The sequence below is a fragment of the Dactylosporangium sp. NPDC051484 genome, assembly GCF_040689395.1.
Classification (GTDB): domain Bacteria; phylum Actinomycetota; class Actinomycetes; order Mycobacteriales; family Micromonosporaceae; genus Dactylosporangium.
Genome location: NZ_JBFAZX010000005.1, coordinates 102,511 through 116,032 on the forward strand (window position 1 = coordinate 102,511; position 13,522 = coordinate 116,032).

General features: G+C 73.8%; 11 protein-coding genes. 7 read left to right on the top strand and 4 right to left on the bottom strand.

The features are described 5' to 3' along the window. Positions 1–31 precede the first annotated feature (31 nt). Complete coding sequence (locus tag AB0367_RS11400; protein ID WP_366226139.1) at positions 32–292, bottom strand: HPr family phosphocarrier protein; 261 nt, start codon at positions 290–292, stop codon at positions 32–34. Beyond that, on the bottom strand, positions 276–659 hold the full coding sequence (dhaM, locus tag AB0367_RS11405; RefSeq protein WP_366226140.1) for a dihydroxyacetone kinase phosphoryl donor subunit DhaM: 384 nt from the start codon (positions 657–659) through the stop codon (positions 276–278). The genes AB0367_RS11400 and dhaM overlap by 17 nt, the downstream gene beginning before the upstream one ends. A gap of 65 nt (positions 660–724) precedes the next feature. Here dhaM and dhaK point away from each other — a divergent pair, with 65 nt between their 5' ends. Together dhaK and dhaL are read left to right on the top strand one after the other, a co-directional pair. Continuing rightward, the gene (dhaK, locus tag AB0367_RS11410) at positions 725–1,720 is read left to right on the top strand and encodes a dihydroxyacetone kinase subunit DhaK (protein WP_366226141.1); all 996 of its coding nucleotides are present in this window, start codon (positions 725–727) and stop codon (positions 1,718–1,720) included. Between the two features lie 2 nt (positions 1,721–1,722). After that, entirely contained in the window at positions 1,723–2,355 is a 633-nt protein-coding gene (dhaL, locus tag AB0367_RS11415; RefSeq protein WP_366226416.1) for a dihydroxyacetone kinase subunit DhaL, read from the top strand. Here the strand turns inward: dhaL and AB0367_RS11420 are convergent. After that, entirely contained in the window at positions 2,330–3,472 is a 1,143-nt protein-coding gene (locus AB0367_RS11420) for an acyl-CoA dehydrogenase family protein (RefSeq protein WP_366226142.1), read from the bottom strand. The two genes, dhaL and AB0367_RS11420, sit on opposite strands and share 26 nt — an antisense overlap. A 164-nt stretch (positions 3,473–3,636) precedes the next feature. Between AB0367_RS11420 and AB0367_RS11425 the strand changes: the two genes are divergently transcribed. The 3 genes from AB0367_RS11425 (at position 3,637) to AB0367_RS11435 (ending at position 10,045) form a co-directional block, all read left to right on the top strand. Continuing rightward, positions 3,637–4,851 (top strand): bifunctional pyridoxamine 5'-phosphate oxidase family protein/GNAT family N-acetyltransferase, encoded by a 1,215-nt coding sequence (locus AB0367_RS11425; RefSeq protein WP_366226417.1) that lies wholly within the window; start codon positions 3,637–3,639, stop codon positions 4,849–4,851. Then, a complete protein-coding gene (gene leuE / locus AB0367_RS11430; RefSeq protein ID WP_366226143.1) occupies positions 4,827–5,468 on the top strand; it encodes a leucine efflux protein LeuE in 642 nt (213 codons plus the stop codon). Before AB0367_RS11425 ends, leuE begins: the two co-directional genes overlap by 25 nt. 77 nt (positions 5,469–5,545) lie before the next feature. After that, positions 5,546–10,045, top strand: a complete 4,500-nt coding sequence (locus AB0367_RS11435; RefSeq protein ID WP_366226144.1) for an ATP-dependent helicase — start codon at positions 5,546–5,548, stop codon at positions 10,043–10,045. Positions 10,046–10,180: 135 nt separating this feature from the next. Here AB0367_RS11435 and AB0367_RS11440 read toward each other — a convergent pair whose 3' ends face one another. Further along, entirely contained in the window at positions 10,181–10,957 is a 777-nt protein-coding gene (locus AB0367_RS11440; RefSeq protein ID WP_366226418.1) for an SAM-dependent chlorinase/fluorinase, read from the bottom strand. 19 nt (positions 10,958–10,976) lie between these two features. On the opposite strand from AB0367_RS11440, the gene AB0367_RS11445 reads away from it, so the two are divergent. Next, positions 10,977–11,915, top strand: a complete 939-nt coding sequence (locus tag AB0367_RS11445) for an LLM class F420-dependent oxidoreductase (RefSeq protein ID WP_366226145.1) — start codon at positions 10,977–10,979, stop codon at positions 11,913–11,915. A gap of 370 nt (positions 11,916–12,285) precedes the next feature. Beyond that, positions 12,286–13,500, top strand: a complete 1,215-nt coding sequence (locus AB0367_RS11450; RefSeq protein WP_366226146.1) for a cellulase family glycosylhydrolase — start codon at positions 12,286–12,288, stop codon at positions 13,498–13,500. Positions 13,501–13,522: the final 22 nt, after the last annotated feature.

Sequence of the window (13,522 nt, forward strand, 5' to 3'; positions counted from 1 at the left end):
CTCGCGTACGGACCGCGACCCGCACCACCCATTACGCCACGGCGGAGAGGGCCGACACGACGGCAGCGGCCGCCTCGTCGGCGTCGTCGCCGTGCGCGTGGACGCGCACCGTTGAGCCCGCCGTCGCGTTCAGCCCCATGATCGCCAGCACGCTGCGAGCGTTCGCCCGCTTCTCGTTGAAGATCACTTCGACGGTGCTGCGGAAGCGCGCCGCCACCCGCACCAGCGCGCCGGCGGGCCGGGCGTGCAGATCCTCGGGCAGCACCACGCAGCGCTCAGAGCTTGCGGACATCGCGGGCCTCCACCGCCGCCTGCGTGACCTCGCCGAGGCCGGCACCGGTGCCGGCCAGCACGGCCGCCGCGACCGCGCCCTCGACGAACGGCGCGTCGACGAGCACGGCGTCGTTGGCGACCCGGTCCTCCAGGACGGTACGCGCGGTGAGCACGGCGCTACCCAGGTCGGTCAGCACGAGGACCCCGGCGCCGCGGTCGGCCCGGTCGATGGCGACGAGAATCCGGCCGTAGCTGGTGCCCAGCCCGCCGTCGTCGGTCCCGCCCGCCGCCTCGATCGGCACCTCCTCACCCGCGACCTGCACCAGCATGTCCCGCAACCCGTGCGCCAGCCGCTCACTGTGCGAGACCAGGACGATTCCCACCATTTGCCCACCTGTTGCTCCCATGTCGGGCAATGCTATGTGCCCGCCGTACCGCCAAAATGGCAGGCATGAAGAAGTTCATCAACGACCCGGCCAACGTCGTCCGGGAGGCGCTCGCCGGCATCGCCGCCGCGCACCCTGAGCTGCGGGTGGACCTCGAGGCACAGTTCGTGGCGCGGGCCGGCGCGCCCCGGCCGGGCAAGGTCGGCCTGGTCTCCGGCGGAGGCTGCGGGCATGAGCCGCTGCACGCCGGGTTCGTCGGGCCGGGGATGCTCGACGCCGCCTGCCCGGGCGAGGTGTTCACCTCGCCCGTGCCCGACCAGATCCTGGCCGCCACCAGGGCCGCCGACGCCGGCGCCGGGGTCGTGCACGTCGTGAAGAACTACACCGGCGACGTCATGAACTTCTCCCTCGCCGCGGAGCTCGCCGACTCCGACGGCCTGCGGGTGGAGACCGTGCTCGTCGACGATGACGTCGCGGTCGAGGACTCGACCTGGACCGCCGGACGCCGCGGCACGGGCGCCACGCTGCTGGTCGAGAAGATCGCCGGGGCGCTGGCCGAGGAAGGCGCCCCGCTCGGCGCCGTCGCGGCCGCCGGCCGCCTGGTCAACGAGCGCTCCGCGTCGTTCGCTGTCGCGCTGACCGCGTGCACCACGCCCGCCGCCGCAAAGCCGGGGTTCGACCTGCCCGGCGACGAGATCGAGGTCGGCGTCGGCATCCACGGCGAGCCCGGCCGCAGCCGCCAGAAGATGCGCCCAGCGCGCGAGATCGCCGCGCTGGTCGTCGACGCCGTGCAGACCGCGAAGCCAATCGGGCCTGAGCCGCTGATCGTCCTGGTCAATGGGCTCGGCGGCACGCCGCTGATGGAGTTGTACCTCATGTTCGGCGAGATCTCCCGCCTGCTGGGCTCCGCCGGGGCGCGCATCGCCCGCTCCCTCGTCGGCAACTACGTGACCAGCCTCGACATGGCGGGCATGTCGCTCACCGTGTGCCGGGCCGACGACGAACTGCTGCGGTTGTGGGACGCCCCGGTGCGTACCCCCGCGCTGCGCTGGGGGGCGTGAGCATGGACGAGGCGCTGGCCCGGGCCTGGATCACCGCCGTCGCCGAGGCGGTGCGCGCGGAGGCCGACCGGCTCACGGATCTCGACGCCGCGATCGGTGACGGCGACCATGGCGTCAACCTGCGCCGCGGGTTCGACGCCGCGGTCGCCGCGCTCGATTCGCTCGAGCCGGCGACCGCGGGCGACGTGCTGGGCAAGACCGGCACGACGCTGCTGTCGAAGGTCGGCGGCGCCTCCGGCCCGCTGTACGGCACGGTCTTCCGCGCTCTGGGCAAGACCCTGCGGCAGGGCGGCTCGTTCGCCGACGGCCTGCGGGCGGCGCTGGACGGGGTACAGCACCTGGGAAAGGCGGTCGTCGGCGACAAGACCATGATCGACGCGCTGTCCCCGGCGGTGGCCGCCTACGCGGCCGCGGCCGGTGCGGGCGAGGCGGCCGCGGCCCGGGCGGCGGCGGACGCGGCGGCCGAGGGAGTCCGCGCCACCGTGCCGCTGCGGGCGCGCAAGGGCCGCGCCTCCTACCTGGGCGAGCGCAGTATCGGCCACCCCGACCCGGGCGCCACCTCCACCGCGCTGATCCTGGACATCCTCGCCGAGGTGACGAGCGGCGACGTCACAGCCCGAGGCTCCGCCCGATGATCTCCTTCATGATCTCGGTGGTGCCGCCGTAGATCGTCTGGACCCGGCTGTTGAGCCACGCCTTCGCGACCGGGTACTCCAGCATGAAGCCGTAGCCGCCGTGCAGCTGCACGCACCGGTCCGCGACCTTGTTCTGCAGTTCCGTCGTCCACCACTTGGCCTTGGCCGCGTCGGCGACGCTGAGCCGCCCCGCGTTCTGCTCCAGGATGCAGTGGTTGAGGAATGTGCGGGCGATCGTGACCTCGGTGTCGAGCTCGGCGAGCAGGAACCGGTTGTGCTGGAACTTGCCGATCGGCTGGCCGAACGCCTCGCGCGTCCTGGCGTACTCCAGCGTCATCGCCAGGGTGTGCTCCGCCGCGGCGACGGCGGACACGGCGATGCCGAGGCGCTCCCGCGGCAGGTTGGCCGTGAGGTGGTAGAAGCCGGAGTTCTCCTGGCCGATCAGGTGCTCGGCCGGGATCCGGCAATCGTCGAAGAACAGCTCCGCGGTGTCGTTGGCCTTGAGCCCGACCTTCTCCAGCCGCCGCCCCCGCGTGAAGCCGGGCGTGCCGGTCTCCACCGCGAACAGGCTGATGCCGTGCGCGCCCCGGGCGGGATCGGTCTTCGCCACCACGATCACCAGGTCGGCCAGCTCGCCGTTGGTGATGAAGGTCTTCTGCCCGTTGATCACCCAGGCGTCGCCGTCGCGCACCGCGCTGGTGCGGATGCCGGCCAGGTCGCTGCCGGCCCCCGGCTCGCTCATCGCGATGGCGGTCACGATGTCGCCGGAGCAGAATCCGGGCAGCCACCGCTCGCGCTGCGCCTCGGTCGTCAGCTCCGTCAGGTAGGGCGCGACGACGTTGTTGTGCAGCCCGAACCCGAGCCCCGACGCGCCCGCCGCGATGATCTCCTCGACGAGCACGGCGTTGAACCGGAAGTCCCGCTGCCCGCCGCCGCCGTACCGCTCGCCGACGTCCATGCCGAGCAGCCCCACGGCGCCGGCCTTGCGCCAGATCTCCCGGTCGACGATCCCGGCCCGCTCCCACTCGTCGTTGTGCGGCACGGCTTCGCGGGCGAGGAACTCGCGGCACAGGTCCCGGAACGCGTGGTGCTCGGCCTCGTACAGGTGCTGCTCCATGCGGGCCAGTGTGCGACGCGAGACTCCGTCGCGCCCAGCCTGATTTTCGCTTGTGGCCGATCAGGCGTGGCCGATATTGTACTGCCACAGTTCTCATTTTGTACTAGTACAAAGGAACCCACGTGGAGACGTACCAGCAGACGGCGCGGAACACCCCGCGGCGCATGCCCGAACGGGCCTCCTACGACGTCGAGCTCGCCCACGCCGTGCTCGACGAGGCGTATGTGTGTCACCTCGGCTACGTCGCCGACGGCGAGCCGCGGGTGCTGCCGACCCTGCATGCCAGGGTGGACGACACGCTCTACCTGCACGGCTCCACCGGCAGCCGCCCTCTGCTGGCAGCCCGCGACGGCGGCCTGCCGGTCTGCGTCGCGGTCACGGTCATCGACGGGCTGGTGCTGGCCCGCTCGCAGTTCAACCACAGCGCCAACTACCGGTCCGTGGTCGTGCACGGCACCGCACGGCTGGTCGAGGACGAGGTGGAGCGGGCGAACGCGTTCGCCGCGCTGGTCGACAAGGTCGCGCCGGGCCGGGCCGCCGACAGCCGACCGCCGGACCGCAAGGAGTTGGCGCAGACCGCGTTGCTGGCCGTGCCGCTGCGGGAGGTCTCGACGAAGGTGCGGACTGGCGAGCCCAAGGACGACGCGCAGGACGCGGACCTGCCGCATTGGGCCGGTGTCGTACCACTGCGGCTCACCCGCGAACTCCCGGTGCCCGCGGAGGCACTCGCGGTACTGCTGCCGGAATATTTGAGGCCGGAGCGGGACGCCTGGCACAGTCCCGCGACGCTGCGTGGCCGGCACGTCACGCTCGAGCCGCTCGATCACGCGCACGCCCCCGAGCTGTTCGAGGCGCTCGACGACGCGGCGGTGTGGACCCACCTGACCTCCCCGCGGCCCGCATCCGCGGCGGGGATGGCGGCGCTCGTGGCGGCGGCCCTGGCCGACCCCGACCGCGTGCCGTTCGTGCAGCGGGAGCCGGCGACCGGGCGCCTCATCGGCAGCACGTCGTACTATGCACCGAACCCGGTCAGCCGCTCGGTCGCGATCGGACACACGATGATGGGCCGGCCCTGGTGGCGCACCGGCGTCAACACCGAGTCGAAGCTGATGCTGCTGCGTCACGCCTTCGACACGCTGGGTGCGCTGCGCGTGGAGTGGCATACCGACGTGCGCAACGAGCGCTCACAGCGGGCGATCGAACGGCTCGGCGCGCAGCGCGAGGGGATCCTCCGGGCCCACCGGCGACGCCCGGATGGGAGCCAGCGCGATACCGTGCTGTACTCCATGATCGCCGACGAGTGGCCCGCCGCACGGGACCGGCTGGCCGCGGCGCTGGAAGCGGGAGGCGTTTCGTGCTCGGTGTCACCAACCCCCTGACGTACGTGCTCGGCACGGCGGCGATCGTGCTGCTGCCCGGGCCGAACTCGCTATACGTGCTGAGCGTCGCCGCCCGGCGCGGGGTGCGCGACGGCTATCGGGGCGCGGCCGGCGTCTGGCTCGGCGACGCGGTGCTGATGACGCTGTCGGCGGGCGGCGTGGCCTCGCTGCTGCACGCCTATCCGTGGCTGTTCGGGATCGTGAAGTACCTGGGCGCCGGATATCTGGCGTACCTCGGCGTCCGCCTGGTCGTCGGCACGCTGTGGCGACGGCGGCAGGCCGAGGCGCCCGCACAGGGGCAGCCGGCACCGGCGGACCGGCCGTTCCGGCGGGCGCTGGTGATCAGCCTGCTCAACCCGAAGGCGATCCTGTTCTTCGTCTCGTTCTTCATCCAGTTCGTGGACCCGGCGTATCCGCACCCGGCCGTCAGCTTCCTGGTGCTCGGCACCATCGCGGAGGTGCTCAGCGCGCTGTACCTCACACTGCTGATCTTCGGCGGGCGGTTCCTGGCCGGGCAGTTCCGGACCCGGCGGCGGCTGGCGGCCGGGCTGACGACGCTGGTCGGGGGCGCGTTCCTGGCCTTCAGCGTGAAACTGGCGACGGCCAGCCTGTCCTGAACCAGCCAATCGGTTCAATTCAGGCAAATCACCGCCGCCTCGAGGAATTGTCGTACCCCCGGGGCAGGATGGTGGGCATGGCAGAGCTGGGGGGTTTCGGGGCGGCGACACGCGAGTGGTTCCGCGCGGCGTTCGCGGCGCCGACCAGGGCGCAGACGGGCGCGTGGCGCGCGATCAGCGCCGGGCGGCACGCGCTGGTCGTGGCGCCGACCGGCTCCGGCAAGACCCTGGCCGCGTTCCTGTGGTCACTCGACCAGTTGGCCGCGCATCCGCCGGCCGACGCCGCGCGGCGCTGCCGGGTGCTCTACGTGAGCCCGCTCAAGGCCCTCGCCGTCGACGTGGAGCGCAACCTGCGCGCCCCGCTCGCCGGCATCCGGCAGGCCGCCGCCAGGCTGGGCCAGGATCCGCCCGACATCCGGGTCGGCATGCGCACCGGTGACACGCCGGCCGACGAGCGCCGCGCGTTCGCCCGCACCCCGCCGGACATCCTGATCACCACGCCCGAGTCGCTGTATCTGCTGCTGACCTCGCAGGCTCGGGAATCGCTGCGCGGCGTGGAGACGGTCATCGTCGACGAGGTGCACGCGGTCTGCTCGACGAAGCGCGGCGCCCACCTCGCACTGTCCCTGGAGCGGCTCGACGCGCTGCTGGAGCGGCCCGCGCAGCGCATCGGGCTGTCGGCGACGGTGCGGCCGATCGACGAGACCGCGCGGTTCCTCGGCGGGTCGGCTCCGGTGGAGATCGTCCAGCCGCCCAGCGCGAAGACGATCGAGGTCGAGGTTCAGGTCCCGGTCGAGGACATGACGGCGCTCGGGGAGGCCGCGCCCGGAGAGGACGACGACGGGGCGCCCCGGCAGGCGTCCATCTGGCCGGCGGTCGAGGAGCGGGTGCTCGACCTCATCGAGGGGCACCGGTCCACGATCGTGTTCACCAACTCGCGGCGCGGCGCTGAGCGGCTCTGCGCGCGGATCAACGAGCTGGCCGGGGCCAGGGCCGGGGTGGCGCAACCGGAGCCGGCGCGCACGCCGGCCGAGATGATGGCCCAGGCGGGCACCGCGGGCGGCGCCCCGCCCGTGGTGGCCCGCGCGCACCACGGCAGCGTCTCGCGCGAGGAGCGCAAGCACATCGAGGAGGCGCTCAAGTCCGGACAACTGCCGGCCGTGGTCGCCACGTCCAGCCTGGAGCTCGGCATCGACATGGGCTCGGTCGACCTGGTGGTGCAGATCGAGGCGCCACCGAGCGTCGCGGCCGGGCTGCAGCGGGTCGGCCGGGCCGGGCACCAGGTCGGCGCGGTCTCACGAGGCGTGGTGTTCCCCAAGCACCGCGGCGACCTGGTCTCCTGCGCCGTCGTGGCGGAGCGCATGGTTGAGGGCGGCATCGAGGAGCTGCGCTACCCGCGCAACCCGCTCGACGTGCTGGCCCAGCAGGTCGTGGCGATGGTGTCGATGGAGCCGTGGCAGGTCGACGACCTCGCCGCGCTCGTCCGCCGGGCCGCGGTCTTCGCCGACCTGCCCGAGTCGGCGCTGTTCGCGGTGCTCGACATGCTGGCCGGGCGCTATCCGTCGACCGCCTTCGCGGAGCTGCGCCCGCGCCTGGTCTGGGACCGCGCCGACGGCGTGCTCACCGCCCGGCCGGGCGCGCAGCGGCTCGCGGTCACCAGCGGCGGCACGATCCCCGACCGGGGCCTGTTCGGGGTGTTCCTGGCCGGTGCCGAGAAGGCGGCGCGGGTCGGCGAGCTCGACGAGGAGATGGTGTACGAGTCGCGGGTCGGCGACGTGTTCCTGCTCGGCTCGACGTCGTGGCGGATCGAGGACATCACGCCCGACCGGGTGCTGGTCTCTCCCGCGCCGGGCGCCGCGGCGAAGATGCCGTTCTGGAAGGGCGACTCGCCGGGACGGCCGGTCGAGCTGGGCCGGGCGATCGGCGCGCGGCTGCGCGGGTTCGTGAAGTCCGGCGATGAGGCGGCCCGGACGCACCTGCGCACCGGCGGGCTCGACGACTGGGCCGCCGACAACCTGCTGGCCTACCTGCGCGAGCAGCGCGAGGCGACCCGGCACCTGCCGGACGACCGCACGGTGCTCGTCGAGCGGTTCCGCGACGAGCTCGGCGACTGGCGCATGACCGTGCACTGCGTCCTCGGCGCCCGGGTCAACGCGCCGTGGGCGCTGGCGATCGCCCGGCGGCTGGTCGAGCGATACGGCGTGGACGCCCAGGTCATGCCCAGCGACGACGGCATCGTGGTCCGGCTGCCCGACGTGGCCGACGAGCCGCCCGGCGCCGACCTGGTCGCGTTCGACCCGGACGAGATCGCCGGGATCGTGGAGGAGACGGTCGGCACCTCGGCGATGTTCGCCGCCCGGTTCCGCGAGTGCGCGGCCCGGGCGCTGCTGCTGCCGCGCCGTGACCCGGGCCGCCGCCAGCCGCTGTGGCAGCAGCGGCAGCGCTCCGCGCAGCTGCTGGACGTGGCCCGGGAGTATGCGGACTTCCCGATCACGCTCGAGGCGGCCCGCGAGTGCCTGCAGGACGTGTTCGACGTGGCCGGCCTCGTCGAGGTGATGCGCGACATCGCCGGGCGGCGGCTGCGCCTGGTCGAGGTCGAGACCCAGCGGCCGTCGCCGTTCGCGCGGTCGCTGCTGTTCGGATACGTGGGGGCGTTCCTCTACGAGGGCGACGCGCCGCTGGCCGAGCGGCGGGCCGCCGCTCTCGCGCTCGACCCGACCCTGCTGGCCGAGCTGCTGGGCCGGGTGGAGCTGCGCGAGTTGCTCGACCCGGCGGTGGTCGCCGAGACCGAGCAGGGCCTGCAGTGGCTCGGCCCGCGACGCACCCCGCGCGACGCCGAGGACGTGGCGGAGATGCTGCGCGTCCTGGGCGACCTCTCCGACGCCGAGCTGACCGCACGCGGCGCCGACCCGGCGTGGGCCGTCGAGCTGGCCGCGCGGCGGCGCGCGATCCAGGTCCGAATCGCCGGCGAGCCGCGCTGGATCTCCGTCGAGGACGCCGGGCGATACCGCGACGCCCTCGGCGTGGCGCTGCCGGTCGGGCTGCCCATCGCCTACCTCGAGCCGGTCGCCGACCCGCTCGGTGACCTCGTGAGCCGGCACGCGCGCACCCATGGGCCGTTCACCGCCGCCGCGGCCGCGGCCCGGTTCGGGCTCGGCGTGTTCGTGCTCGAGCAGGCGCTGCGGCGGCTGCCCTCCGTCGTCTCCGGCGAGTTCTCCCCCGGCGGTGCGGGCACCGAGTGGTGCGACGCGGAGATCCTGCGCCTGCTGCGCCGCCGCTCGCTCGCCGCGCTGCGCCGCGAGATCGAGCCCGTGCCGCCCCGGGCGCTGGCCCGGTTCCTGCCGCAGTGGCACCACATCGGCGCCTCCCGCGCCCGCGGGGTCGAGGCCGTGGCGTCCGCGATCGAGCAGCTGCAGGGCGTCGCCTTGCCGGCCTCGGCACTGGAGCGGCTCATCCTGCCCGCGCGGGTCGCCGACTACAGCGCGGCATACCTCGACGAGCTCACCGCCTCGGGCGACCTGGTGTGGGCGGGCACCGGCGCGATCGGCGAGCACGACGGCTGGGTCAGCCTGGCCTTCGCCGACGCCGCGCCGCTGCTCCTGCCGCCGCCCTCCGACGTGGGCGGGCCCCTGCACGAGGCGGTGCTCGACGCCCTCGCCGGCGGGCAGGCGCTGTTCTTCCGGGGCATCGCCGAGCACATTCACGCGCCGGAGGAGGAGCTCATCGCCGTCCTGTGGGACCTGGTATGGGCCGGCCGGCTGTCCAACGACACCATCGCGCCGCTGCGGGCCAAACTCAGCGGTGGCGGGGCGCACCGGTCGCGACCGTCGGCGCCGCGGTCGCGATACCGGCGCACGGGAGGAGCGTCGCTCGGGCGCATGTCGCTCGCCGTGGCCCGCGCCGGGCCCCCACGGGCGGCCGGCCGGTGGTATCTGCTGCCCGAGCGCGACCTCGACCCGACCCGGCGCGCCACCGCCAACGCCGAGCTCCTGCTCGACCGGCACGGCGTGGTCACCCGTGGCGCGGTCATGGCCGAGGACCTGCCGGGCGCGTTCGCCGGCGTCTACCCGGTGCTCGCCGCGATGGAGGAGCGCGGCGCGGCCCGCCGCGGATACTTCGTCGAGGGCCTCGGCGCCGCGCAGTTCGCGCTGCCGGGCGCCGTCGACCGCCTCCGCGGCGGCACCGAGCACCGCGACGCGCTGGTGCTGGCCGCGACGGACCCCGCCAATCCGTATGGCGCGGCCCTGCCCTGGCCGGAGCGCGTCGTCGACGCCGGCGACGGCGAACGCGCCGGGCACCGCGCGGGCCGCAAGGCCGGGTCCCTGGTCGTCACCGTCGGCGGCGACCTGATCCTGTATGTCGAACGCGGCGGCCGCACCCTGCTGTCCTACGCCGACGACCCGGACCTGCTCGCCCTCGCCGCCAAGGCCCTCGCCGACGCCGTCCACGGAGGCGCTCTGGGCGTTCTGTCCGTCGAGCGCGCCGACGGCGAGTCGATCCTGCACTCGCCCCTGCGCGACGCCCTGGCGAGCGCCGGCTTCCGCAGCACCCCGCGCGGCCTACGCCTGCGCGGCTGAGCCGATCGATCGGGCCCGCGCCACCACGGCCGAGCCGATCGATCCCGGGCCCGCCGCCGCACGATGCCCGGCCGGCGCCGGGTCTCGAGGTGCGTGCGGCAGAGCGGCAGACCGGCCGGCTGAGGTCAGGAGGTGTCAGGAGGTGATGATCACCCGGTCGCCGGGGGCCAGCGACAGGCGGGCGGCCGCGTCGCCGCCGTTCACGGCCAGGGCAAGGTGGCCGGCCGAGTCGGCGAACACCACCAGGGCGCCCGCGGGCGCGTCGCCGAACGTGTTCGTGCGGGTCGCGGGGGTGCCGTTCACCGTGAGCTGGCATGGGGCCTCGGGCAGCAGGTCGGGCGCGGCCGCCAGCTGGACGTTGCCGAAATGGTCGACGGTCAGGACCTCGGCCACGAGGCGGCCCGGGGCCCGCTCGACGTGGGGCGCCGGCAGCACCACCAGGTCGTCGATCTCCTCACCGGCGTCCGGCAACGCCGCGCCCGAGCACAGGCGCGCCGCGACCGGGGCGAAGATGTCGCGGCCGTGGAAGGTGGCGGAGACCTCCGGGGCGAACCACCCGCGGTTGGTGAGGTGCACCGCGGCCGCGATGCCGCCCAGCGCCTCGGCGGCCGGGACCAGCAAGCCGTTATCGGGGCCGACCAGGAAGCCGCCGTCCGCCGCCGCGATCGCGATCGGGCGCCGGGCCGTGCCCACGCCGGGGTCGACGACCGCCAGGTGCACCGAGAGTGGCAGCGAGCGTACCGTCTGCGCCAGGACGGCGGCGCCGCGTCGGACGTCCCCCGGCGGGACCAGGTGGGTGACGTCGATGATCCGAGCCCGGGGCGCCAGGCGCGCGATCGTGCCGTGACACGCCGCGACGAAGCCGTCGGACAGGCCGTAGTCGGTGGTGAACGAGATCGTGCTCGGCGTCATCACGATAGTGTCGGGTCTCATGCGGCTTTGCGTGTTCACTGAGCCCCAACTGGGCGCGACATACGAGGACCAGCTTGCCATCGCGCAGCGGGCCGAGCAGCTCGGATTTGAGGGGTTCTTCCGTTCGGACCACTACGTGACCACGCTCGGTGAGGGGATGCCCGGTCCGACCGACTCGTGGGTGACGCTCGGCGCACTGGCGCGCGAGACGTCGACGATCCGGCTGGGCACACTTGTGACGTCGGCGACGTTCCGGCACCCGGGACCGCTCGCGATCGCCGTCGCGCAGGTCGACGCGATGAGCGGCGGGCGCGTCGAGATCGGGCTCGGCGCCGGGTGGTTCGAGCGGGAGCACACCGCGTACGGCATCCCGTTCCCGCCGGTTGGCGAGCGGTTCGACCGGCTGGGCGAGCAGCTGGAGATCCTGACTGGGCTGTGGTCGACGCCGGCCGGCTCGACGTACAGCTTCGAGGGGCGCTACTACGACATCGTCGACTCGCCCGCGCTGCCCAAGCCGGTGCAGCAGCCCGGACCGCCGGTGATCATCGGGGGCAAAGGGCCGAAGCGCACGCCGAAGCTGGCCGCACGGTACGGCGACGAGTTCAACGTGCCGTTCTCGTCCCTCGCCGACACCGACGCGCAGTACGCGAGGGTCGTCGAGGCGATCGAGCGCGAGGGGCGCGACGGCCGGGCACCGATCGTGTTCTCGTTCACCCAGACGATCGTGTGCGGCCGCACCGAGGCGGAGGTCCGCCGCCGCGCCGAGTCGGTCGGGCTCGACCCGAACGGTCCGCGGGAGCGGGGCGGGCAGCTGTACGGCACGCCCGAGCGCATCGCCGAGCAATTGCTCGACTTCGTGAAGGCGGGCGCGTCCCGGGCGTTCCTGCAGGTGCTCGACATGCGGGACCTGGAGCACTTGGAGCTGATCGCGACGGAGGTCGCGCCGCTGCTGCCGTAGCGGCTCCGCCGTCCTGATCACGGCCGAGGCCGGTAAATCACGAAAATCCGGGCAGAGGCCCGGGGTGGTGCTGCGGAAGAGGCCGCCGGGCGAGAACTCAGAACACCAACCGCCGCCCGGCGGGCCCCAACGCGACGAACCCCATCCCGACGAGGCCTCGAACCGCGACGAACCGCAGCCTGACGCGACCTCGGCAGACGAGCGCGAGCCGGACACGGCGCCGAACGACACTGACGCACCAGATATCTCGGATACGTCAGATATTCCCGATGATGCCGGTACACCGGAAGCGCCCCTGAATGGCACGGACATACCGGCAACGGTTCCGCCACGGGGTTCCAGAAGTCCCAGGCGGCGCCGGGAGCCTCCGGTGCCGCCGGTGCTGCGCAAGGGCCCAGCGCTGACGGCGGTGCTGTTGCTGCTGGTGGCGGCGATCGCCGTACCACTGGAGACTCCGCGGCCGGAGCGCGTCCTGTGCGTGGCCGACGACGTGCAGGCCCGGGCCGTGGCCGGGCTCGCCAACTTCTCCGCCTGGCTGCGCCGAAACCACGCCACCGGGTTCATCGGCGAGATCGGGTGGCCGTCGGACAAGGACGCGCAGCAGTGGAGCGCCGTCGCCGAGGCCTGGTACGAGGCCGCCGACGCGATCGGGCTGCCCGTCACGGCGTGGGCGGCCGGGGCGTGGCCGGCCAACTACCCGATGGCCGTGTACCGGCCGGTGGCGCAGGGGCTGCAGGTCGACGTCGCCGGGCCGCAGGCACAGATCGTCGAGCGACACGGGAGTACACCCGGATATCTGCGCGGCGTGAACCTCGCCGCGGGGTCGTTCGGCAGCTCGGACGCCAACGGCGGCTTCGGCACCGGCAATCCGGGGCACTACGGCCAGGACTACACGTACGAGACCCCGTCGAGCTACACGTTCGTCGCCGGGCGCGGGGTGCGGCTCGTGCGGCTGGCGGTGAACTGGGAGCGGCTGCAGCCGCGGCCGTTCGGGCCGCTCGACGCGGCGGAGCTGGGCCGGGTGCGCGAGGCGCTCGAGCACGCGCGGCGGGCGGGCCTGTCGGTGATCATCGACCTGCACAACTACGGCGACTACGCGCTCGGCGGCGGCGACGAGGGGCCGCTGCGCATGCTGCGGCTGGGCGACGCCGAGCTGCCCACGACGGCGCTCGCGGACTTCTGGCGACGGATGAGCCGCGCGGCCGACGACCCGTCCGTCATCGGGCTCGGCCTGCTCAACGAGCCGACCCGGCTGGCCGCCGACGGGCGCGCGGGCGCGCTGATCTGGGAGCGGGCCGCGCAGGAGTCCGTCGACGCGATCCGGGCGAACGGGGACCGGCGGGCGATCCTGGTCAGCGGGTACATACCGATGGGGCCGCCCTCGTGGGGGCAGATGCACCCGCGCGCATGGATCGACGACCCGGCGAACCGGGTGGCGTACGAGTCGCACGCCTACTTCGACCACGACGGCAGCGGCCACTACTGGATGTCCTACGACGACGAGTTGCGCAGCGTCACCTGGCCGGCGCCGGCGCACTGCCAGCGGTTGACGCCGGTGGCCCGCCAGGTGCTGACGACGGACTGACACGGCGGGCCACCACCCACGG

Excerpts from the sequence above, each read along its gene's own strand:
- AB0367_RS11400 (WP_366226139.1), bottom strand. The coding sequence starts at position 292 with ATGTCCGCAAGCTCTGAGCGCTGCGTGGTGCTGCCCGAGGATCTGCAC.
- dhaM (WP_366226140.1), bottom strand. The coding sequence starts at position 659 with ATGGTGGGAATCGTCCTGGTCTCGCACAGTGAGCGGCTGGCGCACGGG.
- dhaK (WP_366226141.1), top strand. The coding sequence starts at position 725 with ATGAAGAAGTTCATCAACGACCCGGCCAACGTCGTCCGGGAGGCGCTC.
- dhaL (WP_366226416.1), top strand. The coding sequence starts at position 1,723 with ATGGACGAGGCGCTGGCCCGGGCCTGGATCACCGCCGTCGCCGAGGCG.
- AB0367_RS11420 (WP_366226142.1), bottom strand. The coding sequence starts at position 3,472 with ATGGAGCAGCACCTGTACGAGGCCGAGCACCACGCGTTCCGGGACCTG.
- AB0367_RS11425 (WP_366226417.1), top strand. The coding sequence starts at position 3,637 with ATGCCCGAACGGGCCTCCTACGACGTCGAGCTCGCCCACGCCGTGCTC.
- AB0367_RS11435 (WP_366226144.1), top strand. The coding sequence starts at position 5,546 with ATGGCAGAGCTGGGGGGTTTCGGGGCGGCGACACGCGAGTGGTTCCGC.
- AB0367_RS11440 (WP_366226418.1), bottom strand. The coding sequence starts at position 10,957 with ATGACGCCGAGCACGATCTCGTTCACCACCGACTACGGCCTGTCCGAC.
- AB0367_RS11445 (WP_366226145.1), top strand. The coding sequence starts at position 10,977 with ATGCGGCTTTGCGTGTTCACTGAGCCCCAACTGGGCGCGACATACGAG.